The following is a 17,115-nucleotide window of genomic DNA, read 5'->3' on the forward strand; positions in this document are numbered from 1 at the left end:
AGTATGCTCTCAGCCATGTCAAAAAGTATCCGTTTAAAACTATCTTCCGCACTGGGTTTGCTGGTGGTCTCCTTGGTGGTGGTGTTTGTCACCTTTAGTACCATTTCCTCCGCACTCAATAATGGCCTGGGTTTGTTTGGCCAAACTTATATGCCTGCGCTGTCCGATATCCTCAATGCTGACCGAGATTTATACCAAGCCAGAGTGGCGCAAATGAATTACATCACGGCCAATGGCACTGAGGATGACCTTGCTGATTTTGAAGAAAACGCACAGCAAGCACTGGATAGAATGAACAACTATCTCGGTTATATGCAAGAGGAACAGGCAATATTGGCGAAGCTTAAAGGCTATCAGCAAGCCTTTGATCTGTGGAAAAGCTCCTCTCTTGAAGTTATTGCGCTGCGTGACAAAGGTGAGATACAACGGGCTTCCGAATTGCTCAGTGGTGATAACAGCGCGCACTTTTCCACGTTAAGAGATTTCTATGACGTCGCCGGTGAAGCGCTCGATGCGCAAGCAAAGCAAACCGTCGATGTGCTCAATGCACGCATGGATGTGAATCACCGCAATCTTCTTCTTTTCGTCATTTTCGTCGGTGTGCTCTCGTCTGTACTGACATTCTTTGTTCCAAAACTATTGGTCGACGGTATGCGCCAATTGACCTCACGCGTGGGTGAAATCTCACAAGGTGATGGGGATTTAACACAACGTATCGACTCTAAACGCAAAGACGAACTCGGGCTTCTGGCCGGTACCTTTGATAACTTTGTCAGCAAACTGCAGGGCATCATTATCGGTATTTACGATAACACCAATAATCTTAATCATACGGCTGATGAACTTAACCAGAGCTACTCACAGGCGCAGGTGGTGAACGAAGAGATCAGTCGTGGTATCGATATGATCGCCACCGCCGTCAATCAGTTCAGTGTCTCGGTAAAAGAGGTCGCGGAGTATTCCGACAAAGCGGCAAGAATGTCGGAATCGACCGCGAAAGTGACGCAAAATGGCCAAGCCTTGATTGAGGGATCGGTACGTGGCACGCATGAGTTGTCTGATGCGATTACCGATGCCAATAATGTTATCGAAAATCTGTCAACCGAATCGCAAAACATCGTCTCCGTACTGGATGTGATTCGTAACATCGCAGAGCAGACTAATCTGCTGGCGCTTAATGCGGCCATCGAAGCAGCGCGAGCGGGTGAGCAAGGACGCGGCTTTGCCGTGGTAGCGGATGAAGTTCGCTCATTGGCAAGCAAAACCCAACAATCCACTGAGGAGATTCAGAAGATGATCGACTCCTTGCAGGTGGGCGTGCAAAACGCCGTGTCATCGATTCGCGTGGGGAATGATAAAGTACGCAGTTCAGTCGAAGCGGCGGAGAAAATTCAAACGCTCTTTACCGAGATTCATCAAGCCACCATTGATGTGAGTGATATGGCGACCCAAATTGCCGCCGCAACGGAGGAGCAAAGCACCACCTCTGAAGAGATCAACACTAACCTTGTCAGCCTCAATGATCAGAATCAGAGCAGCAAAGCCCTGTCAGAGCGTATCCATCAAGTCGCGCAAAATGTCATGGAGCTATCGAGCGGGCTGAGCCGTGACGTCAATCAGTTTGTGGTGAGATAACCCTTAAGCAAGGAGAGTGATGATGGCGCGTTTAGTCGCAGTGTGGTGGCTCCTGTTGATGCCTTGGGTAAAGACATGGGCCAATCCTGTTGAGCTTTATACGGAAATTTCTAAACCTTATCAAAGCTTTGATAATGGAGAATTGCATGGCACTGTGGTGGACACGGTCAAGTGCATCTTAGAAAATATGGACATGGATTACCGTATCCAACTCTCACCGTGGAAGCGCGCTAGTCAGTCGTTGAAAACCGGCGGCGTGGATGGCTTTTTCTCTTCAACCTATAACTCAGAGCTCTCTGGTAATGCGACCTTGACGCACCCTCTAGTACTGGAAAAGTGGTATTGGGTGTACAGCGGTGACACCGTCAATTTTGACAAACTCGGCGTAGTGCATGGCAGTGCTCAAGATGCTTGGCTATCAGGCCAAACCATGTACACCCCCATCATCCGCGCCAAGGATTCCGCACAATTGATCAACTTGCTACTGAAAAATCGCATCGAGGTGATCGCTATCGACCTGAATGCGTTCAACAGTGAAATTGCCTCCGGCTCTTACCCGATGGACCGAGTGTCGCAGCTTAACTCACAGTTTTTGACATTCTCTGCACTGGGCATTTACTTTAACAATGAGTTCGTCAACGAAAATGAAGGCTTCATGGCAAGGTTCAACAGCTATATTCCTGTCTGTTCGAGTGTTTCCTATTCGCTGAGTGATAAGGAGGAGCAAGTGCTTAAGCAGTTCGCCATACAAGATATTGTGCCTTTGGCGAAAAGTGCGTTGGTCAGTGATGGCGTCGCGGTAGCGAATAAAGATCCTCAGCACAGACAAATGAAAAACAATTTTGATGCCTTGATGGGCAATGCGCTCTCGCAATACCTGATTCAATTTCAGGAACAAAGCCAAGAGAGCTTCTCCGAAATCATGGTTTTTGATGCTCAAGGCTATAACGTAGGGCAAAGTGTGGTGACATCAGACTTGTGGCAAGGCGATGAGCTCAAATACTTGAGGCTCTTGAACGGCATTGACATGTTTATTGACGACATTCAGTACGATCCTTCGACCAATTTGTTTCAAACCCAAATCAGTGTTCCTATCCGCGACAGCCAAACAGGGCGATTTATCGGCGGTATGACGGTGGGCGTGAATCTGGAGCGATTCTTTAAAAACATCAAGCAAAATGATTAAGCTCCAAGCTCAATCACACACATTGAATTAAAGCCCCGTGGCGTTTTGGACCGCTCGGACGACCTGCGCCGCCTCTTTTCGCTTGTGTACATGCAGCTTTTTATACAGTTTGTAGATGTGGCTTTTGACCGTACTTTCAGCGAGATAGAGTTGGTTGGCGATCTGCTGGTTAGATTTGCCATGATAGATTAAATCTAGAATCTGCTTCTCTCGGCAGGTCAAGTTGGCGTAGTAGTCGTGTTGGACGGTGTCCGGATCTCGATAGTGGAGCACGGTGCGTTCTAGGCATTTTCTGGGCAGCCACAATCCACCGGACAAAATGTATTTTACACTCTGTGTTAAGTGGTCGACCGAAGCGGATTGAAGGAGTAGGCCGCGCAAAAACTTCCAACGCACAAAGGTAAAATTTTGTGCCTCTTCCGGTACATTGTGAACGAGCAAACCAAATCCGAGCAGCTCGAAGTCGGGCAGGGCATCTTCGCGTAACATATCGTCTAAGTAGGCGTAATCCACCACGACCAGATCCACTTTGCGCTTAACAGAAAGCTCGACCAATTGCTCTGGCGCGCAACTCTCAACGCTGACATTCTTGATAGTTGAGAGCTGCTGTTGAATCAAGCTACTTTGCAAATTTTTTTGCGTCAGGAGCATCAGTGTGTAGGTATCCATGGGTTTCCCATCCTGGCAACAAAATGAACGTTGAAAGACTCGAAACATCGTCCTTTCAATAGGGTTAAGTATACGCCAGCGCCCAGTATGACGGCGCAAAATCATAAAGAGAGACTAGAAGCGTATTAGGGTGGTGACCTTTAGTTTCAACATGATCGGCGGTATATAAACTAAGCGCTTAGTCGGAACGTTGTTTTGTGATTTTAAATCAGTAGGTTAACTTTGCTCTGACTTTATCTTTCATCATGACTGTATGAGCGTGCAAGACTGAAAATAGCCGTAAACACGTCATACTTTTTCCCTCCAAAATAGTCATCTTCTTTCATACTTCAGTCAGCAGTGCCCGATAAGATATTGTTTTTAAAGATTAAAAAAACAAGCAGTGATAAGTGTTCCCTAAATTGCTGGTGTCTGGCTTTAGACAGTCTTAGCGGTGAGACAATTCCAAATTGCGCACCCCCTATACTGAGCTTGCCTTAGGGCGAGGAACAATCAGTCAACTTAATGGAGTGCACATTATGAATCTTCAAAAAACCGGTATTGCTGTCGCGATGTCAGCGCTATTTGTGAGTGGTATTGCGTGGGCCGATAACAATAACAGTGACGACTTTCTAAGTCACAATACAGATTCAAGTAACAACTGGGACGACAGTGCCAACACCGTGACGCAAACGCAAACGGTGTATGACAATGATACCGACAACAGTGTGGCCAACAGTGGGAATACGGCGAATTTAGCCAGCGGCAACACCATGACGGACAACAGCGTTGACGATAGTGGTAACACAGCGACGTATACCGAAGCGAACACCGATACTGACAACAGTGTGGCCAATAGTGGAAATACGGCGAATTTAGCGAGTGGTAACACCATGACGGATAACAGTGTTGACGACAGTGGTAACACTGCTACGTACACCGAGGCGAATACTGATATCGACAACAGTGTTGACGATAGTGGTAATACTGCAACGGTCGCCAGTGGTAACACCAATTCCAGTACTAATGGCAGCTACAACGATGGCAGTGATAACAGTAATACTTGGAACAACAGTGCCAATACCTACACTAATACCTATGAGATTGATCTCGACTCCGACACGGTTGTGGCCAGCTCAACACTGGGCGGTAGCGTATCGGGTGTATCTGTCGTTTACGGTGCCGGTGGAAACAAAGGCCGTGTGAGCGTAGACAACATCAATCGTATGGATGGCTTTGGCAGTGCAGCGGGTATCGTGACTGTGGCGCAGAATGCGGGTTCAAACTCATTGATCCAACAGTCTGTATCCACTAACGCGTCTGTGTTTACCGATTAAGTTCGCACTCTAGGAGCAAAGCGATGCGTACAGCTCTATTCGTCCTGATGACGTTGGGCACGCTATCTGCTTATGCCGATGAGTTGATATTGGAACAACCGGGGCTGTCGGAGCAGCAACTCGACAGCTCCCGTGGAGGCCAATATCACATCGACATCGAGAGTGTGACTGCGTCGTCAGAGATAAATGGTATCAACGCAGGAAATGCGGTGACAAACAGTGTTACGGGGAACAACGTGATCGCGAGCAGTGCGCTCATGCACAGCTCAGGTATCACGAGCGTGGTCCAAAACACTGGCAATAATGTGTTGATACAAAACTCAACAGTTGTCAATTTAACACTGAAATGACCATGAAACTTTGGTGCGTAATTCTAGCTTGGGTAGGAGCGATGCTCTGTTCTTCTGCTCAAGCTCTCAATTTTCTCCCCCAGCGCGGAATGTACAGCGTGCCCGTAAAAAGCTACAAGGAGTTGCAGTTTGGTGACGTGCATCGTCAACAATACGATTTTAGTTGTGGCTCTGCGGCGCTGGCTTCCCTTCTGACTTACCACTACCAAACCCCTTCCGCCGAACAAGAGATATTTGAAGTGATGTTCTCAAATGGGGATCAAGCCCTCATTGAGCAACAAGGCTTTTCGTTGCTGGATATGAAGCAGTATCTTGACGCTCAAGGGCTGCGCGCAGATGGATTTCAGATCAGTTTGGAGAAAATGAAACAGGTAGGCGTTCCTGGGGTGACCTTAGTGAATTTTGACGGTTATCTTCACTTTGTGGTCATAAAGGGAATGAACCAACATTCTGTGATCTTAGGCGATCCTTCTCGTGGCACCATGATGATGAGCTTTGAAGAGTTTGAACAGTACTATCAAGGTGTTGTCCTGCTGATTCGCAATAAAGCGGAAGTGGGGAGGGCCTCGTTCATTACCGACGATCACTTCGCGGTTTATCACAGCGCACCATTAAGCACAGGGGTATCTCGAGAATCTCTCGGGGTATTTTCGATCACGTTACCAGAGGCTGGGGAATACTAGCCTTTAGGGCGACATTATGAAAACGGTAAAGGTGGTAATAGGAGTATTAGCCAGCATGGCGTCGATGTCCGTGTTTGCTGATGCCATTGATATACAGCAAGTTCAACTGACACCCATGAGTCAATCGAGATTGGCTCTGTATCGAGGAGGGTTTCAAATCAACAGAGACTACGTCATCAATATAGGCTTGAGTGTACGAAGCAGTGTTAATGGACAATCGGTCTTTAATACGCAAATCGCCAACTTGGTGTTTGAAAACGGTCAACTGCTCAAGCAGTCGGCGAACTATCAAGTCCGGCAAGCTAACCAAACGGACGACTCGTTGACGGCAACGACTGCGGTGCCTGTCACCGATGTGGTGAATGTTGTTCAAGTAGGCGAAGGCAATCAGATTGCAGGAGATGTGAGTGTCAACCCAGCGGCGTTAGTCAATTCACTGGATGTGACCAACGGCACATCGGCGTCGATCACCTCAGCAAGCATCACTAATGTGATTCAAAATACACTCGATCACAGCGTGCTGGGGGTGGATACGATTGTCAATATTGACGCTCAAGTCAGCGGCTTAGTGCAACAGATTCGCAGTCGCACCAAGCTTCAAGATGCCTTATTGATCGGAGGTTATTAGAAACTGAACGGCACCCTCACTGTCAGTTGGAAGTCGGGGGTGTCTTCGGTTAAGCCTGCCTGAGCGTTGACGTTCAATGACGATGTCTTTGAAAACGCGTAGTTGACACCAAAGTTAATCGAATCCAGTTGCAGTAGTTTTGCATCGTCCGCCTCTTCGCCATCCAGTGTGCTTTTCAATATTGTTTTGTGGCTCAAGCCGAGCGAAAACGACAGATCAGGATTGACCGAAAAGCCAATCCCCGCGCCTAATGAAAGGGTATCACCCAATTTTACGGCACTGCTGCTGTCCCCTACATTGACGTCATCTTCAAAATTGTAAATGTAGCTGAAACTGGTAAAGAGGACGGCAGGGTCGGTCGGATAGATCATCGAAAGGCTGGGCTCAATGCTCCAAAAACCGGATCCGGTTGGGACCTCTTTGTAGGTATTGGTGGTGTCGTCGATCTCGATGTCATAGGGCGACTTTCCGCTGTCTGATTTGACGCTTAGGCCGCCAATCCAGTAAGGAGTTGAGTCGACATTGAATTGATGGCGCAGCGCTAACTCCACATCGCCTAATCCCCCTCCATCTAGCGTGATATTGACCGTGTTGTCTTGCGCACCGTCTTGGATTGGGCGGGTAGAGATTTGATCGTTTCGATACACAAACGGTAAGCGCAGTTCCAACTCTGTTGTGTTGGTGAGTCCATAACGCGCACTCATCCCTGCGGTAATGGTGGTTCTGTCTGAATCACTCACCTCGATACGTCCAACAATCAGCGTCGGCAACACGGTATACCCAACCACAGAGACTTTATTGGATGAGTTTTGCGTGTAACTGAGTGAGGCGTCAAAAGTGAGTTTTCCTTTCGGTGTCAGTACGCCAGGTCGTGCGATCACATCGCCCACAGTTAACGGTCGAGCCGCCTCTTCTTGCGCGAATGTCGTGTTGGACAAGAGCAATGCGCTTAAGCAGGGTAGGGTCAAGGTTGTTAGGGAGAATTTCGTCAAGGGAAAGGACATCGGGTAAGCCTCTTCTATCCATAGGTACTTGATTAGATAGAACAGGGTGAGAGGCTCCGCTATGAACGAAAGTTTGTGTTGTGTCTCTTCTAAGCCCTGAGACGGTTAGACGTGTCGTGTTGCAGGCAAAAGGAGGAGAGAGTGTTCATACTTTTTCGTCTGCGGTTAAGGCCAACAACATGCTAGGGAGAGGATTTTAGCGTTAAGGGAGAGATAAACTGTTGGCGAAATTCGCTCGGCGTCATCGCCTTAACCCCTTTGAATTGACGGTTAAAGTTGGAGAGGTTTTTAAAGCCGGTACGCTCTGCAACAAGGGCGATCGGCAGACGAGTACTGGCTAGCAGCTCGCAGGCTTTGCCCACGCGATACTGCTTGAGATGTTCAGAGAAACTTACCCCATAGTGTTTTTCAAACAATCGATAGGCGGAGCTTTCACTCATGTGCAGTGTTTGACACAACGCGGCCATTGTGATGCTTTGTGCGTAGTGCTGTTCAATGTAATGCGTGGCCAGTTCAATGCGGCGATCCGTGTCGTGCTGGGAGGAAAAAGGCTGTATGCGATATGGTGAGGTACAGAGTTTGGTCGCCTTAAGATCGTCGGCAAGCGTGAGCAGCACCTCAATGACTTTGACCACCTGGTGATGGCGCGGCAGATGGATACACCCTTCCATGATATTGGCCACTTTCTGCGCAATCTCAGGGCTAAAATGCAGCCCGTGCGCAGCTTGGCTCAGTAAGCGAGAGAGGTGTCTCGCTTCGGGCACTAAGTGTTGCAGTTGATCCACCCAGTGCTGTGAGAACCAAATGATCACCGTGTGTTGCTCACTGTTCTCTGAGGCAACACTTTTGCCTGCGAGCATGTGGGGCAGCCCAGGCCCATAAAGCAGCAGAGTATGATCCACAATCTCGCCAATCGCATCACCGGCGTAATAGTTACCCTGAAACACTGAGTGCGGATCGAGATAGAGCACCAACTCATACTCACTGTGATAGTGCCATGAGCAGGCGTACTGATCGTTGTGCTCTCGGCAACGAAATTCACGCACCAGCCAGTCAAAGCTAGGGGTTGTCAGTACATGCTCTTTAAATGGCTTCACAATGTGCTCCTTGGTTTGTCGTTAGCCTAGCTTTGTGACGCTTTTCTGTCAAAGATGAGTGTAAAGTTGAAGGAATAGTATCAAATCTGGCTCGAATACTACCATTGTCGGCGGGGGATTGGCGTAGACTGACGGGCATTGCTTGCGGCGTATTCGCCGTGTTCGTTCTCAATGTGTCTGGATGGGGAGTCCGCCATGTACCGGGATAAAACCGCACTCTATTTTATATTTACCACTTTTGTCACCGGCTTGTGCGGCGCGTTTTTCTATCCATTATCGAGTCTCTTCATTGTGCAAGAACTGGGTGCTTCACCATTGATGTTGAGCCTCTACATGGTGGTGGCGGTCAGCAGTTCGGTATGGGTCTCATCGGCGATCGCCAAACGGTCAGACAGCCATTGGAATCGCAAAACCATTTTGGTCGTCTCGTTAAGCAGCTATCTCATTACCGTGGCGAGCTTTACTGTGATTCGTGACTACTGGTTGGCGGTTGCTGTGGTCACACTGTTCGGCAGCGTCAGTGGCGCTTCGTTTGGTCAATTGTTCGCTCTCGGCCGAGAGTATGGTGACCGTCATGTCGACAACAGCACGCGTTTTGTTGCTACCATGCGAGCGGGTCTAGCGATTGCGTGGGTGTTTGGTCCACCCGCAGCGTTTATGCTCAAAGCTCAGTTTGGCTTTAGCGCCTCGTTTGCGGTCTCGGCTGTGATCGTGGCCTTGGGTATTTGGGTGGTCGTCAAGCAGATCCCCTCGCATGTGGTGACGCAAGAGGATCGCTCAGCAAGTCGCGTCAATAAACCTCTGGGTAAACGTGTGCTGTTGTACTGCGTGATCGTGGTGTGCGCTTTTTCAGCGAATAACCTCTACATCATCAGTATTCCGCTTTACCTCTCTCAAGAGTTAGTGGTCGATGCCAGCTGGCTTGGGCTGTTATTTGGGGCTGCCGCCGCCTTTGAGATTCCGGTGATGCTGGCCGCCGGCCGTATGGCGGACAAGTTTGGCACCACGAGGGTGATGACGACCGCGGTTGTCTCTGGTGCGCTGTTCTATTTGGTGATGCTCGTAGAAACCCAATTTAGCGTGATGTTGTTTGCTCAATTGCTGAATGGTTTCTTTATTGGGATATGCGCGACCTTAGGTATGGTCGCATTGCAAGACATGATGAAGGATCGCCTTGGCACCGCATCGACGCTGTTTTCCAACATGCTGAACATCAGTACCCTTGTTTCGAGCCTCGCGGTGGGTGTGGTCGCCGAGCTGTATAACTATTACAGCGCGTTATATCTCTGTTTGGCGGGGGCCATCACTGCCGCCTTGTTGCTGGTGGTGTTTGAAATGATGAGTCACAAAGCAGAACCCGAGTGTCACGCGCCGAGCGCGTGATGGGGGGCGCTGGGTCAACGGCGCTCTCGTCGCCGTTGACCTTAAGGTTCGCCTCGATGAATCGGCTATTTCGCCCGTGTTGCCCCATTTCTTTTACGAAGAGGTGGCAGCATTTTCCGTCCAAACACATTGATCAAAGCGCCAGTAATGATCAATGTGCCGCCTAGGTAGGTCCAAAGCGATGGCACTTCATTAAAGACCCAAACACCAATTAGGGTAGAAAAGACGATTTGCACGTAAGAGTACGCCGAGGCTTTGCCTGCTTCTTGGGTTTGCATCGCTTTCGTCAAACCGTATTGGCCAATTTGGGTGAAAATGCCCACCAGCACCAACATGCACAGCATTGGCAAGCTTGGCCAAACGACGTTATCGCCCATCAGCAGCAAAGAGGTAGGTAGGGCGACCAACGGGAAATAGAAAATGATCACTGAACTGTCTTCGGTTTGGCTCAATTTACGAACGATGACGTAAGCAATCGAACTGCCAAACGCGCCACCGAGCGCGAGCATCACACTAAGTGGAGGCAGTTCATGGTGAACACTGTCACTGAAGTTGGGTTGCATCATCACGGCAAGCCCGGTTAAACAGAGAGCGATGCACACTAAGGTGGCGCTTTGAATGCGCTCCTTTAAAAACAGCACGCCAAGCAGCGCGGTGAACACCGGGTGCACGTATTGCAAGATGGTCGCTTCCGCAAGGGGCAGCGTGGTGACCGAATAGTAGACACACATCAACGCGAAGGTGCCCACGGCGCCGCGAACGAGGAGCAATTTACGATTGTGTCCCCATACCGAGAGGCGCTTACGCTTCACATCCAGATAGCTGATGATGAGAGACACCAATGCCCTCGCTGCAACAATCTCAAACACAGGAATACCGTGCTCACTGACGTATTTGACGCTTGCCGACATCAGAGCAAAGCCCAGTGCAGACAAGAGCATAAATCGAACCCCAACGGGGATAAGGTGGGTTGGCGTAGTGACGTTCATAGCAGTAAATGGCTCAAGGGGAGCTTGAGCTGACTTCTCATTATTATTCGCAATAGCCTCGCATCATACGCCAAGCCTTGCTGGGTAGATAGGTTAGATTGTGGATGACAGTTCTTGATGGGCAAAATCAATCAGCGCTCGGACTTTACGTGGAATTTCATGCCCGGCTAGATAGATGGCGTACATCGAACGTGTGCCGAGATCGTAATCGTCCAGTACCCGAACTAAACGCCCTCTTTTGATGCCATCGTGAGTGACAAAATCGGGGCACAAAGCGATACCCATCCCTTGCTCTGCCCACTCTTTTGCCACGCGCGCACTGTTGACTTTAAGTTGGCTGCGCGGTTTGAAGTCACTCTGGACGCCCTCTCGCGTAAAGGTCCAACGTTGGTAACCTTGCCGATTGGTATCAATAATCAACCGATGTTGCGCTAAATCGTCGATGCTAATCGGCGTGCCGTGGGCGGCCAAATACTCCGCAGAGGCCACTAACTGGCTGTGAATAATGCCTAACTTACGGCCACGAACAGAAGCGTTGTCGGGCAGGCCGATGCGAAAAGCAAGATCAAATCCCTCCATCGCTAGATCAACGAAATCATCGGTTAAGCGCAGGTCGAGTTCAATCTCTGGATGAAGCAAGGCAAAGCGGCGCAGTAGATCTTGCAGGTAGAGTTCACCAAAGGTGATGGGGGCGGAGATTTTGAGTGGCCCAGAGAGTTGTTGATGACTGCGACCGACTTGCTCGAACAGTTCGTCAAATTCGGTGAGAAGACGTGGCGCTTGCTCGAGTAGGCGCAACCCCGCACTGGTGACACTGACATTGCGTGTCGTGCGTTGCAACAGGCGGGCGCCGACCTGCGCTTCCAATTGAGCCACATATTTGGAGGTGAGTCGGTTAGAGATGCCAAGCCTTTGCGCCGCTGCGGTAAACGATCCCGTTTGCGCGGTGGCGACAAAGGCTCTAAGTCCATCCATTTTATCCACGGGTATCCTCCTAAGAACAATCGAAATGGGGAACATTCTTGCGAATGAAATTGCGAACAAAATATAGATAATTATTCCACATAATCTACATAGTGTTCATTATTTATTTTGCGCATACTGAGTTCATCCGCTCCTACTTACAAGGGAGCATCTCCAGCGAATACTATGAGGCACAACAATGACCAACGTGACTTATCAACAACTAAAACGCTCATTGAGCGCATCCGAACGCATGCCAGTGATCTTCCTGGGTCATGGCTCACCGATGAATATCATTGAAGACAATCGCTACAGTCGTTCGTGGATGGAACTGGGCGCCAGTTTACCTACTCCTCAAGCGATCTTGGTGCTGTCTGCTCATTGGATGAGTCAAGGCTCGACCCTGGTCGATGTTTCTGCGCAGCCTCGCACCATTCATGATTTTTACGGCTTTCCCAAGGCCCTGTATGAAGAGCAATATCCGGCCCCCGGGGCACCAAGGCTCGCGCGAGAAGTGGTGCAGTTACTTGACCACATCAACGCCCATGAAGATGAGACGTGGGGGCTTGATCACGGCGCGTGGGCGCTGCTGAAATCTCTTTACCCAGAGGCCAACGTTCCTGTGTTCCAGATGTCGATTGATGTTACGAAGCCGCTCGACTGGCATCTCAATCTCGGTAAAACATTGCGTGAACTTCGCCACCGTGGCGTCTTAATTCTCGGCTCTGGCAATGTGGTGCACAACCTACGCGCTCTGGATTTAGACGGTCATGTTCATGATTGGGCGCTAGAGTTCGATGATAAAGTCGGTCAGGCGCTGCAAACGCGACGCTTTTCATCCTTGGCGGATACACGTGAGCTGGGTTCTCTGCTTTATCAAGCGAATCCAACGCTTGAGCACTATGTGCCTGCGCTAACGGTTGCGGGAGCGTCGGATGAACAAGATCGGCTTTTCTCTATCACAGGTGGCATTGAACTGGGCGCGGTGTCGATGCGTTCATTCCTCTTTTATTGATAAAGCCAATGGGTGCATCCTAGTGTGTGAGGTGGTAGTCTCGAAGCTGTTCAATAGCCTAGCGTCATCACGACGGAAAAAGAGACCATTTGATGGGACGAGCATCCACCAATCAGCAAAATCAGACATCTTCGGCAACACCAAGTGCCCAATCACGTAAAAGCTTAGCGATTTTATTCGAGTTACTGGCTTTTGTGCGTCCTTATCGCTGGCAGGTCATCGGCGCGTTGATTGCGTTGGTGACGACTGCCTCGTTGACGCTTTCGGTGGGTCAAGGGGTACGCATGCTTATCGACAATGGTTTTTCACAGCAGTCATTGGCGGAGCTTGAGCAAGCGATCCTTTATATCGTGGCGGTCACCATCATGATTGCGGTGGGCACCTTCTTTCGCTTTTATTTGGTTTCATCGGTGGGGGAACGCGTCAGTGCGGATATACGCCTCGCGGTGTTTAATCATGTGATTTCTTTGCACCCCAGTTACTTTGAAACCAACAGCAGCGGCGAGATCATGTCACGCCTCACCACCGATACTACCTTGTTGCAAAGTATCATTGGATCCTCTTTCTCCATGGCGATGCGCAGCGCACTCATGTGTTTAGGTGCGATAGTGATGCTGTTTGCCACCAATGTGAAATTAACTTTGGTGGTGCTGGCGTCCGTGCCGTTTGTGTTGGTCCCGATTCTTTTTTATGGCCGTAAAGTTCGCGCTTTATCACGACGTAGCCAAGACTCGATGGCGGATGTCGGCAGTTACGCCGGCGAAGCGGTTGAACAGATTAAAACGGTGCAAAGTTATTCCCGTGAGGCGTTTGAGCGTGCGGCCTTTGCCACTGAAGTTGAAAAGGCCTACGACGTTGGCCGTCAGCGAGTGAAGCAGCGCGCCATATTGATTTCCGGAGTGATTGTGATCGTCTTTACTGCGATTGCTGGAATGCTTTGGGTCGGCGGAAGAGATGTGATTCATGGCACCATGTCGGCGGGCGATTTGGGCGCGTTCGTGTTCTACGCCATTATGGTCGCCTCCTCGTTAGGCACATTGTCTGAGGTCATGGGCGAGCTGCAACGCGCGGCGGGGGCAACAGAGCGTTTGGTCGACATTCTTCAAGTGCAAAGTGATATTGTGGGGCCGAGTGAGGCCAGGAGCGACAGCCCAATCCAAGGAGCGAGCGTCCAACTGGAGCAGGTGACGTTTCACTACCCATCGCGGCCAGATGTGGCGGCAATCGATAACCTCTCGCTTAAGGTCGCAGATGGTCAAGTGCTGGCGCTTGTTGGTCCGTCAGGCGCAGGAAAAACCACGCTGTTTGAACTGCTACAACGCTTTTATGACCCACAATCTGGTCAGGTGCGCATCGCAGGGCGTGATGTGAAGCTGTTTGAACCGAGTCAACTGCGCGAGTATATGGCGCTGGTTCCCCAACAGCCAACCCTGTTTAGCCAAGATGTGATGCATAATATTCGTTATGGTCGTCCAGACGCGAGTGATGAAGAGGTGATGCGGGCGGCGAAAAAAGCCCATGCGCACGAGTTCATTATGGCGCTGCCTGACGGTTACCACAGTTTTCTCGGCGAGCGCGGTGTGCGTTTGTCCGGTGGTCAAAGGCAGCGCATTGCGATTGCGCGAGCGATTCTGAAAGATCCCGCGATATTACTGCTCGATGAGGCCACCAGTGCACTCGACAGTGAAAGTGAACATCACGTTCAGCAGGCGCTTGAGCAACTGATGCAAGGCCGCACGACGTTGATCATTGCGCATCGTCTATCGACCATTCAACACGCGGACAGTATTGCCGTACTCGACGGGGGCCAGTTAGTTGACCAAGGCAGCCATGCGGCGCTGCTCGAGTCATGTGAGCTCTATCAGCGCCTGGTTGAATTACAATTTAGCCACCAAGCAAGCGCGCGCCCATCGCTGGTAGGGTAATCTGCATGGATTCTCCTTTGACGGGGAGGGCGTGCTTGTCGAGTAAGTCGGTCAACACAAACACCGGCTTGGTGAGCTTCCACAGTGGAATAGAGACGATTTGGTTTTGGTTGCTGACGTTAAAGGCGGCAACAATCACTTCATCGCCTAGGGTACGCGCAAACACAAAGCTGTTGTCGTCGTGTACCAGAGGGACGTAATCACCGTATTGCAGCGCAGGGTGTTGTTTGCGCAAGGCGATCAATGCCTGAAACAGAGCCAAGGTGGGGTTAGCGTCCACCTTATCCCACGGCATGCAGCGGCGATTATCGGGGTCATGACTGCCTTCGAGTGCCAATTCACTGCCGTAATAGACACAAGGTACGCCGACATAGCTGAATAGCAGCGTGGCAGCCAAGGCGTATTTTTCGGGTTCCTCTTTGACTAGTTCAATAAAGCGCGCAGTATCGTGGCTGTCGAGCTGATTCAACTGTGCCAATTGATTGGCCCACGGCAGCTTCGCTCTCGCCTCGGCTTGCCAATCCAAAAACTCGCTGACATTGATGTCGATTGGGTCAAACGCGATGTCTAAGCCTGTCAGCAGCGCTCTGAGTGGGTGTGCAAACCCATAGTAGTTCATTGCGCCATCTTCTTGATCGCCTTGCAGCCATTGAGTCGCTTCAAAGAAGTGCTCACCCAGTACGTAGCAATCCGGGTTGACTTGCTTGGCGGCGTCACGAAAAGCTTTGACGTAGGGCGCGTTGTTCTTTGCCCCTTCTCCTTCGCCTAGCATATGAATCACATCAAATCGCCAAGCATCAATGGAGTAGGGTGGCTTTAGCCAATGCTTGACCACCGCATCGTCCCCTTGATAGAGGTATTCTCTTACCTCTGGGTTGTCAAAATTGAGCACAGGCAGAGATTGTATGCCCTTCCAACCGATGTAATCTTGGCCCTCATCTTTAAACAAGTAGTAATCGCGGTAAGGTGAGTTCACCGATTGATACGCGCCTAGGGTGTCATGCCAGCCTTGCAAGTTAAACCACGGGTGCTCGGTGGAGGTGTGATTGAAGACGGCGTCCAACATGATGCGCATGTTTCGCGAGCGTAATTGCTCACATAATTGAGCAAAATGGGCGTTGCTGCCAAGGTGGGGGTCGACGTTGCGATAATCTGCAGTGTCGTACTTATGGTTGCTGGGTGCGGTAAAAATCGGATTAAGGTAGAGCGCCGTCACACCCAGTGATTGTAAGTAATCGAGTTTACTTTCAACGCCGTAGAGATCGCCGCCATAAAATTCGCAGCCACCATTTCCCTCCAAATCGACGGGTTCGCCCCAGCGTTTACAGGTGACAGGCTTAGTACCACGAGACACCAAATACTCGCCCCCTTTCACGCTTAACTCGGGCTTACCGTTGCAAAAGCGATCAGGGAAAATTTGGTAAAACACTTGTTGACTGACCCACTTAGGTGGCTGATGTTCGCGATTGTACTTAAAGTGCGTCTCTTTACCCGGCATACGGGTGCTCACTTGCCGGCCATCGAGCCAGTACTGACGCTGGTTGCTCAGCAGCTTGAAGACATAGTGCGTGATGGCGCGATCTTGATTGAGTGGGAAACTGGCCGACCAGATATCCAAATAGGGCGTCTCGTCGACGCGGGTCATGGCCACCAAATACTCTTCGTTGTCGGGTTCATGGCGCACGAGAACCTTATCAAAGTGAATGCAGTTTTCCGTCGCTAAACGCACGGTGAGGATAGGTTTGGTCTCATCTAGCGTGACCCAATCGCGAGATTGGCCATGAAAAAGATATGGCAGCGTCATAGTGTTTCCCCTAGTTCCAAGTAAAAGGTGCACAGTGGCGTAAAATTCAGGGTGGCTCGGCCAATCCCATTTTTGACCTGCAGTTGGTGTGTGTCGCCGCTTAGGCAGTTGGTCAAGGCGTAGGTCCCCTCAGTGAGTTGCCATTGGGCGATGAGCGCTTCGTTTAACGTTAACGTCACCTCATGAGACTGCGTTTGGCTAAAATTGGTGGCGATGATCAAGGTTTGCGTCGAGCAAGAGCGCGCGAAGGCGTAGAGGTAATCTGCGCCATCACCAAAAGCTAGGTGGTTGTCGGCATAAAGGTCATGGTAGTTGCCACACAGCGCAGGGCTGTTTAACGTTAAGTTAAGCAGCCTTTGGTAGAAGTGACGCAGTGTGCGTTCTTGCTCGGTGAGTTGGCCGCCATCAAACTGGCCGTTATTCATCCAGCGTTGGTGATGAGGGACACCAACGTAGTCAAAAATAGAG

15 protein-coding genes and 1 pseudogene are annotated in these 17,115 nt (G+C 50.2%); 9 read left to right on the top strand and 7 right to left on the bottom strand.

All coding sequences use genetic code 11. The features are described from left to right. The first annotated feature begins 15 nt into the window (after window positions 1–15). Together AC6R0S_RS06190 and AC6R0S_RS06195 are read left to right on the top strand one after the other, a co-directional pair. On the top strand, window positions 16–1,635 hold the full coding sequence (locus AC6R0S_RS06190) for a methyl-accepting chemotaxis protein (protein WP_500637458.1): 1,620 nt from the start codon (window positions 16–18) through the stop codon (window positions 1,633–1,635). A 19-nt stretch (window positions 1,636–1,654) separates the two neighbouring features. Continuing rightward, on the top strand, window positions 1,655–2,821 hold the full coding sequence (locus tag AC6R0S_RS06195) for a transporter substrate-binding domain-containing protein (protein WP_500637459.1): 1,167 nt from the start codon (window positions 1,655–1,657) through the stop codon (window positions 2,819–2,821). 27 nt (window positions 2,822–2,848) lie between these two features. Here AC6R0S_RS06195 and AC6R0S_RS06200 read toward each other — a convergent pair whose 3' ends face one another. Then, window positions 2,849–3,490, bottom strand: coding sequence for a helix-turn-helix transcriptional regulator (locus AC6R0S_RS06200; RefSeq protein ID WP_500632046.1), 642 nt, complete (start codon window positions 3,488–3,490; stop codon window positions 2,849–2,851). 518 nt (window positions 3,491–4,008) lie between these two features. Here AC6R0S_RS06200 and AC6R0S_RS06205 point away from each other — a divergent pair. From AC6R0S_RS06205 to AC6R0S_RS06220, 4 genes are read left to right on the top strand one after another with little or no spacing between them, the layout of a single operon-like run. Next, window positions 4,009–4,806: a hypothetical protein gene (locus AC6R0S_RS06205; protein WP_487901618.1), complete on the top strand. Its 798-nt coding sequence runs from the start codon at window positions 4,009–4,011 to the stop codon at window positions 4,804–4,806. Window positions 4,807–4,829: 23 nt separating this feature from the next. After that, window positions 4,830–5,156: a carbon storage regulator gene (locus AC6R0S_RS06210; RefSeq protein WP_334551568.1), complete on the top strand. Its 327-nt coding sequence runs from the start codon at window positions 4,830–4,832 to the stop codon at window positions 5,154–5,156. 41 nt (window positions 5,157–5,197) lie between these two features. Beyond that, on the top strand, window positions 5,198–5,839 hold the full coding sequence (locus AC6R0S_RS06215) for a C39 family peptidase (RefSeq protein ID WP_500637460.1): 642 nt from the start codon (window positions 5,198–5,200) through the stop codon (window positions 5,837–5,839). Window positions 5,840–5,855: 16 nt separating this feature from the next. Next, window positions 5,856–6,467, top strand: coding sequence for a hypothetical protein (locus tag AC6R0S_RS06220; protein ID WP_500637461.1), 612 nt, complete (start codon window positions 5,856–5,858; stop codon window positions 6,465–6,467). On the opposite strand, the gene AC6R0S_RS06225 is transcribed toward AC6R0S_RS06220, so the two are convergent. Further along, on the bottom strand, window positions 6,464–7,471 hold the full coding sequence (locus AC6R0S_RS06225) for a transporter (RefSeq protein WP_487901615.1): 1,008 nt from the start codon (window positions 7,469–7,471) through the stop codon (window positions 6,464–6,466). The two genes, AC6R0S_RS06220 and AC6R0S_RS06225, sit on opposite strands and share 4 nt — an antisense overlap. A 182-nt stretch (window positions 7,472–7,653) precedes the next feature. After that, window positions 7,654–8,568, bottom strand: coding sequence for a helix-turn-helix domain-containing protein (locus AC6R0S_RS06230; RefSeq protein WP_500637462.1), 915 nt, complete (start codon window positions 8,566–8,568; stop codon window positions 7,654–7,656). Between the two features lie 195 nt (window positions 8,569–8,763). Between AC6R0S_RS06230 and AC6R0S_RS06235 the strand changes: the two genes are divergently transcribed. Continuing rightward, window positions 8,764–9,951 carry a sugar efflux transporter gene (locus tag AC6R0S_RS06235; RefSeq protein ID WP_500637463.1) on the top strand — a complete coding sequence of 396 codons (1,188 nt, stop codon included), beginning with the start codon at window positions 8,764–8,766 and terminating at the stop codon, window positions 9,949–9,951. A 65-nt stretch (window positions 9,952–10,016) separates the two neighbouring features. Here the strand turns inward: AC6R0S_RS06235 and AC6R0S_RS06240 are convergent, their stop codons facing one another. Next, the gene (locus AC6R0S_RS06240; protein WP_500637464.1) at window positions 10,017–10,940 is read right to left on the bottom strand and encodes a DMT family transporter; all 924 of its coding nucleotides are present in this window, start codon (window positions 10,938–10,940) and stop codon (window positions 10,017–10,019) included. A gap of 93 nt (window positions 10,941–11,033) precedes the next feature. Then, complete coding sequence (locus tag AC6R0S_RS06245) at window positions 11,034–11,915, bottom strand: LysR family transcriptional regulator (RefSeq protein WP_500637468.1); 882 nt, start codon at window positions 11,913–11,915, stop codon at window positions 11,034–11,036. Between the two features lie 187 nt (window positions 11,916–12,102). Here AC6R0S_RS06245 and ygiD point away from each other — a divergent pair, with 187 nt between their 5' ends. Together ygiD and AC6R0S_RS06255 are read left to right on the top strand one after the other, a co-directional pair. Continuing rightward, complete coding sequence (ygiD, locus tag AC6R0S_RS06250) at window positions 12,103–12,918, top strand: 4,5-DOPA-extradiol-dioxygenase (RefSeq protein ID WP_500637465.1); 816 nt, start codon at window positions 12,103–12,105, stop codon at window positions 12,916–12,918. A gap of 92 nt (window positions 12,919–13,010) precedes the next feature. Then, window positions 13,011–14,843 carry an ABC transporter ATP-binding protein/permease gene (locus tag AC6R0S_RS06255; protein ID WP_500637466.1) on the top strand — a complete coding sequence of 611 codons (1,833 nt, stop codon included), beginning with the start codon at window positions 13,011–13,013 and terminating at the stop codon, window positions 14,841–14,843. Here AC6R0S_RS06255 and malZ read toward each other — a convergent pair. Together malZ and AC6R0S_RS06265 are read right to left on the bottom strand one after the other, a co-directional pair. After that, on the bottom strand, window positions 14,803–16,647 hold the full coding sequence (malZ, locus tag AC6R0S_RS06260) for a maltodextrin glucosidase (RefSeq protein ID WP_500637467.1): 1,845 nt from the start codon (window positions 16,645–16,647) through the stop codon (window positions 14,803–14,805). The genes AC6R0S_RS06255 and malZ overlap by 41 nt on opposite strands. Then, a pseudogene (locus tag AC6R0S_RS06265) lies at window positions 16,644–17,115 on the bottom strand (alpha-amylase); the annotation flags it as partial. The gene malZ and the pseudogene AC6R0S_RS06265, both read right to left, overlap by 4 nt.

The sequence above is a fragment of the Vibrio sp. R15-SG3-ISO1B genome (assembly GCF_059833835.1).